Raw genomic sequence first — 5,458 nt, 5'->3', positions numbered from 1 at the left:
GTGAAAGATTTAAAAAAGGTTATACTAATTATTTTAGTTTTAATATAAATGGAATAAGATATAAAGGTGCTGGAATAGATATTAATGAAGGTTCATATGAAAATATTGGAAAATTTTACAGGATTCTTTATTCTAAAAAATTTAAAGGCTCTTTAAACGCTTATTATAATCAAGAAGTGATTGATACAACCGAGATTTTAAATGCTGGATTTACTATTGATGATATTTTAGGGAAAGACACAATAAAACTAAAAGAAGCGTCATTTAAACAAGAAATATTTACAATACTCGGAATTAATTCTGATAATTTAGAAACGGATTAGAATCTTTAGAGATTCAAATCATTTTATAAAAAATAATCACGAACGCACAACAGCGGTTTCATGAAATTTGGGTTTTAAGACTAAATTTAAAAACAAGGTTTATTATTAAAACGCATTTTTAGCCCTGATGGAAACGGCATCCTTTTGCTTTTTTCTTTAAAAAGGAAAAGATAGAGTGGACAGCAGGAAAAGCTCCTAAAAAAAATTATGATAAGAGAGATTAAATAATTAATTTCGCAACCAATTCCGGAATTGTCGGAAATGGGATTTAAAATTTAGATTTTAATATTATGGTAAAAGATTTATTCGAAAGAATTCAGAACAATAAAGGACCATTAGGAAAATGGGCTTCGCAGGCGGAAGGATATTTTGTATTTCCAAAATTGGAAGGTGAATTGGGTCCAAGAATGCAATTTCAGGGTAAAAATATATTAAACTGGAGTTTGAATGACTATTTAGGTCTTGCCAATCATCCAGAAGTTCGTAAAGCAGATACAGAAGCTGCGGCTCAATATGGTGCGGCTTACCCTATGGGTGCTCGTATGATGAGTGGTCATACTAAATATCACGAACAATTAGAAGAAGAATTAGCGGCTTTTGTAATGAAAGAATCGGCTTATTTATTGAATTTTGGTTACCAAGGAATGGTGTCTACTATTGATGCTTTGGTTACTAAAAACGATATTATTGTATATGACGTGGATTCTCACGCTTGTATTATTGATGGTGTTCGTTTGCATATGGGAAAACGTTTTACTTACAAGCATAACGATTTAGAAAGTATGGAAAAAAACCTGCAACGTGCTACTAAAATGGCTACTGAAACAGGCGGAGGAATTTTATTCATTACCGAAGGAGTTTTCGGAATGAGAGGTCAACAAGGAAAATTGAAAGAAGTTGTAGCTTTAAAAGAGAAATACAATTTCCGTTTACTAGTTGATGATGCACATGGTTTTGGAACTTTGGGTAAAACTGGAGCTGGAGCAGGTGAGGAGCAAGGTTGTCAGGACGGAATTGATGTTTATTTTTCAACTTTTGCAAAATCGATGGCAAATATTGGGGCTTTCATTGCTGCTGATAAAGATATTATTGATTACTTGAAATATAATTTGCGTTCTCAAATGTTCGCAAAAGCGTTGCCAATGATTCAAACTATTGGTTCGTTAAAACGTTTAGAGTTGTTGCGTAACTCTTCTGAAATTAAAGACAAACTTTGGGTAAATGTTAATGCGTTACAAAACGGATTGAGAGAAAAAGGATTTAATATTGGTGATACAAACACTTGTATTACGCCAGTTTATCTTGAAGGAAGTATTCCAGAAGCGATGATTATGGTAAATGATTTAAGAGAAAACTACGGTATTTTCTTATCTATTGTAGTTTATCCAGTTATTCCAAAAGGGATAATTTTATTAAGAATGATTCCTACAACATCTCATACAATTGATGATATTGACGAAACATTGACTGCTTTTGAAGCGATTCGTGAGAAACTAGTAAACGGAACGTATAAAGAAATTGCAGATAGAACTACGATTGATGTTTCTTAATCAATTTTAGATTTTAGAATTCTGATTTTAGATTTATATAAAAAAAATCCATTCATATGAATGGATTTTTTTTGAAATTTATTATGGAAATTATGTCGTACTTTTATCAATCATTTTAAATAAGATTTTTATGAGAAATTTATTTTTTGCAACGATTTTGGTAGGTGTTTTTTTTTCTTGTAAAAAAGAAGCTGAATCTACAACAGTTACTCCAGAAATAAAACCAATTGAAATATCTCTTTCTGAAGCTTGTTATATTGGTATTTTTAATAAAGATACAGTTTCAATTCGTTTGATTTTCAAAGATAGTCTAGTAGTTACTGGAGATTTGACTTATAAGTTGTATGAAAAAGATATAAACCAAGGTACTTTGTCAGGAACTATTAAAGGTGATACTTTAATTGCGGATTATACTTTTAATTCTGAAGGAATTTCGTCTGTTCGCCAAGTAGCATTTCTTAGAAAAGACACTATTTTAATGGAAGGTTTTGGAGAAGTTATCGATACTGATGGAAAAATGTGTTTTAAAGATATTCAAAAATTAAAATTTGAAGACAAGAGAGTTTTATCAAAATCGAATTGTGAAAAAGTGATAAGATAAAAGTTGAAAACTAGTTAATATAGAAATCCCATTTCATTTGAGATGGGATTTTCTAATTTATATAGTGTCATTTATTTTATTAGAGGTCTTTTCTAAAAGTTTTTCTTCTGCAAATAATCTTAGGATCAAAATTTTTCCAAAGTAAATGTATGGCATGATTATCTGCTAGTTCGGGTGTTCTAATGCAATTTTGTATTCCTTTTTCGGTAAAAGTGGTGTGCATTTGTTTAAAAATAATAGCATGAACGCCTTTGTTTTGATATTCTGGATGAACACCAATTAGATAAAAAGTAACGTCTTTGCTGTTTTTTCTAGCATTTAATAAATGGAACAATCCAAAAGGGAAAAGTTTGCCTTTGGCTTTTTGTAAAGCTCTCGAAAAACTTGGCATGACAATGGCAAAAGCAACCAAATTCTCGTCCTTATCTTCTACAAATTTGATATATTCTGGATTGATAAACGAAATGTATTTTTTCTTGAAATACTCTTTTTGAACGTCCGAAATAGCTACAAATGAAGACAAGTTTGCATAAGAAGCGTTAAATAAATCGAACATTTTATCTACATAAGGTAAAACGTCTTTTGTTTTCTTAAAATTTAATGCTTTCAGATTGTAACGTCTTTTTATGAGTTCTTGTGCTTTGTCGAAGAACTCTAATTTTACGTTTGCAAAAGGGAATTTATTTTCTAAGTATTCTTTTTCCACAACAAAACCCAGTTGCTCAAAATGAGTAGCATAATAAGGAAAATTGTACCAAGTAATCATGGTTCCAATTTCTTCAAATCCTTCGGTAAGTACGCCCACTTTGTCCAGATTAGAAAAGCCCATTGGTCCTTCTATATGATCTAGATTGTTTCTTGTACCTAATTCTCGAACTTTTTCGAGCAATGCTTTGGTGACTTCAATATCATCAATAACATCAAACCAACCAAAACGAACTTTGCTTTTTAGTTGATCATTTACTTCGCTCCAATTTATGATTGCAGCAATTCTTCCAACAATTTTATTATCGCGATAAGCTAAATAAAAGTAAGCTTCGGCGTTTTCGAAAGCAGGATTTTTGACTTTATCGAAAGTTTCAAGTTCATCGGCAATAATTGGCGGAACCCAATATTTATTATTTTTGTATAACGAAAAAGGAAACTTGATATACTTTGTAAGTTCACTTTTGGTTTTGGCTTCTTTTATAGTAATCATTACGGAGTCGGAGTTGGGGTTTCTTCTTCGATGTCGTCTAAACGTTTTTTCTTCACTTCAGGAATTGGTTCTTCTTCTCCGTCAGGATTGTTTTTTCTAGCTTTTTTCTCAGCTTTGGCTTTTTCTTTATCTAATTCTTCTTGCGATTTAACACCTTTCGAATTTTTGTCCTTGTCTTTTTTCTCTTCTTTTACTTCTTTTCCGTCTTTAATTTGGATGTCTTTGTGTTTTTTGTCGAAACGCCAAGAAAAACCAATACCTCCGTATAATAATGATGGTGTCGATTTGATGTTTTTACTAATCGAAGCATCAACTTGAATGTTATTTTTTAGTAAATGTGTGGCGCCTATTGTAAAGATTCCGTCAGAATAATAATTTCCTTTTATGGCTTTATTTTCTATAAAAGCAGACCATTTTTCGTTAATTCCTCTAGTTAAAGTGAATATAGAACCAAAACTTGAATTGTTAGACGTTATTTTATCCGCAATTATATTACTAACTAAAACCCATTTCATACCAAAATGATGTTGCGTAATAAGCATAACTTTAGGGCTTATTACTGATTCATCTGGAATACTATAATCGTTTTTCATCACATAATTTACGCCGACATAACCTGATATTGCTGGAATAAACTGTTTCCAACTCATTCTGTGATTTGCTTTCCAACTATATATGTTTGGTTTTGATGGCCCTTTTTTGAATGGATCATAAAATAAATATTTTGCTCCAAAAGTAGTTTGTTTTAAACCGCTTCTACTTGTATTTATAGAATCTGCTACAGAATATTTATCTAATTGAAATTGCGCTTCTAAAATAAATTCCAATTGTTCTTTTATAAATCCGCCACGAGCATCAAATTCTAAACCAAATCCACGAGCATCATAATTTCTCACATCATGAGATTCATTAATATAATATAATCCGCTTTCTACCTGATATACCTTTTTTCCAACAGCAAATGCTCCCATAGATTTCCCTGGTCTATTGGAGTTTATTTGATCAGTAAATTGACCATAATTTGCAATTGAAGTTAGCAAAACTCCCGTTATGACTATCGATTTGAGTAATTTCATAAAAAATATATTTTCAAGAAATCAAATGTAGTAATTTTATCATTATTTTAAGAATCAAAATTTAGTTTTAAAAATTTAGTTTTATTAATTTTGAAAAAAAAATTAGACAATGCAAGAAGCTTCTTTTAATGGTTTTTTTAAAACAATAATTTATATGATTGGGTTTTATTACCTAATCAAATTCTTGTCACGTATCTTTTTGCCTATACTTTTGCAAAAAGCTGTCAATAAAGTACAAGATAATTTCGATAAACATCAGAACCAAAATCCTTTTAATCAACAAAATAATCAAGATTTTCAAACTCCTAAAAAAGAATCCAAAAGTTTCGGAATGAAACCCACGAAGCAAGTTGGCGATTATATAGATTACGAGGAAGTAGAGTAGAAGTCAGATTTCAGATTTCATTCCCGACGCTTCGGGATCAGATTTCAGATTAAGAATATTAGACAGCTAGATAAAAATCTAAAATCTAATATCTGAAATCTAAAATTTCCCTATCTTCACGCCTTATTTTGATTCAACATCATTACTTTATGAAGAAGTTACAAAGATTTTATCCGCATGCATTGGCTATTTTTGCTTTTGTATTAGTTTCTGTTATTTATTTTTACCCAATTTTACAAGGCAAACAAATCCTTCAGTCAGACATAGTACAATATACGGCTATGGCGAAAGAACAAAATGATTTTAGAGCCGAAAATAATACCGA

General features: G+C 30.7%; 6 protein-coding genes. 4 read left to right on the top strand and 2 right to left on the bottom strand.

Annotated features, from left to right (window positions below; translation table 11 throughout):
• The 3 genes from ACH2BG_RS12610 to ACH2BG_RS12600 all read left to right on the top strand — a co-directional run.
• On the top strand, window positions 1-323 hold a 323-nt coding region (locus ACH2BG_RS12610; RefSeq protein ID WP_395048048.1), incomplete at its 5' end, for a hypothetical protein.
• A 290-nt stretch (window positions 324-613) separates the two neighbouring features.
• On the top strand, window positions 614-1,873 hold the full coding sequence (locus ACH2BG_RS12605; protein WP_395048047.1) for an aminotransferase class I/II-fold pyridoxal phosphate-dependent enzyme: 1,260 nt from the start codon (window positions 614-616) through the stop codon (window positions 1,871-1,873).
• Window positions 1,874-2,003: 130 nt separating this feature from the next.
• Window positions 2,004-2,474, top strand: a complete 471-nt coding sequence (locus tag ACH2BG_RS12600) for a hypothetical protein (protein WP_395048046.1) — start codon at window positions 2,004-2,006, stop codon at window positions 2,472-2,474.
• 79 nt (window positions 2,475-2,553) lie between these two features.
• Here the strand turns inward: ACH2BG_RS12600 and ACH2BG_RS12595 are convergent, their stop codons facing one another.
• Both ACH2BG_RS12595 and ACH2BG_RS12590 read right to left on the bottom strand, forming a co-directional pair.
• The gene (locus tag ACH2BG_RS12595) at window positions 2,554-3,672 is read right to left on the bottom strand and encodes a GTP cyclohydrolase (protein WP_395048045.1); all 1,119 of its coding nucleotides are present in this window, start codon (window positions 3,670-3,672) and stop codon (window positions 2,554-2,556) included.
• On the bottom strand, window positions 3,672-4,748 hold the full coding sequence (locus tag ACH2BG_RS12590; RefSeq protein WP_395048044.1) for a transporter: 1,077 nt from the start codon (window positions 4,746-4,748) through the stop codon (window positions 3,672-3,674). Before ACH2BG_RS12590 ends, ACH2BG_RS12595 begins: the two co-directional genes overlap by 1 nt.
• 109 nt (window positions 4,749-4,857) lie before the next feature.
• Between ACH2BG_RS12590 and ACH2BG_RS12585 the strand changes: the two genes are divergently transcribed.
• Window positions 4,858-5,133 carry a DUF4834 domain-containing protein gene (locus ACH2BG_RS12585; RefSeq protein WP_395048043.1) on the top strand — a complete coding sequence of 92 codons (276 nt, stop codon included), beginning with the start codon at window positions 4,858-4,860 and terminating at the stop codon, window positions 5,131-5,133.
• The last annotated feature ends 325 nt before the right edge of the window (window positions 5,134-5,458 follow it).

This window comes from Flavobacterium sp., from assembly GCF_043779715.1.
Taxonomy (GTDB): domain Bacteria; phylum Bacteroidota; class Bacteroidia; order Flavobacteriales; family Flavobacteriaceae; genus Flavobacterium.
This window is presented reverse-complemented; position numbering and strand designations above follow the sequence as displayed.

Excerpts from the sequence above, each read along its gene's own strand:
- ACH2BG_RS12605 (WP_395048047.1), top strand. The coding sequence starts at position 614 with ATGGTAAAAGATTTATTCGAAAGAATTCAGAACAATAAAGGACCATTA.
- ACH2BG_RS12600 (WP_395048046.1), top strand. The coding sequence starts at position 2,004 with ATGAGAAATTTATTTTTTGCAACGATTTTGGTAGGTGTTTTTTTTTCT.
- ACH2BG_RS12595 (WP_395048045.1), bottom strand. The coding sequence starts at position 3,672 with ATGATTACTATAAAAGAAGCCAAAACCAAAAGTGAACTTACAAAGTAT.
- ACH2BG_RS12590 (WP_395048044.1), bottom strand. The coding sequence starts at position 4,748 with ATGAAATTACTCAAATCGATAGTCATAACGGGAGTTTTGCTAACTTCA.
- ACH2BG_RS12585 (WP_395048043.1), top strand. The coding sequence starts at position 4,858 with ATGCAAGAAGCTTCTTTTAATGGTTTTTTTAAAACAATAATTTATATG.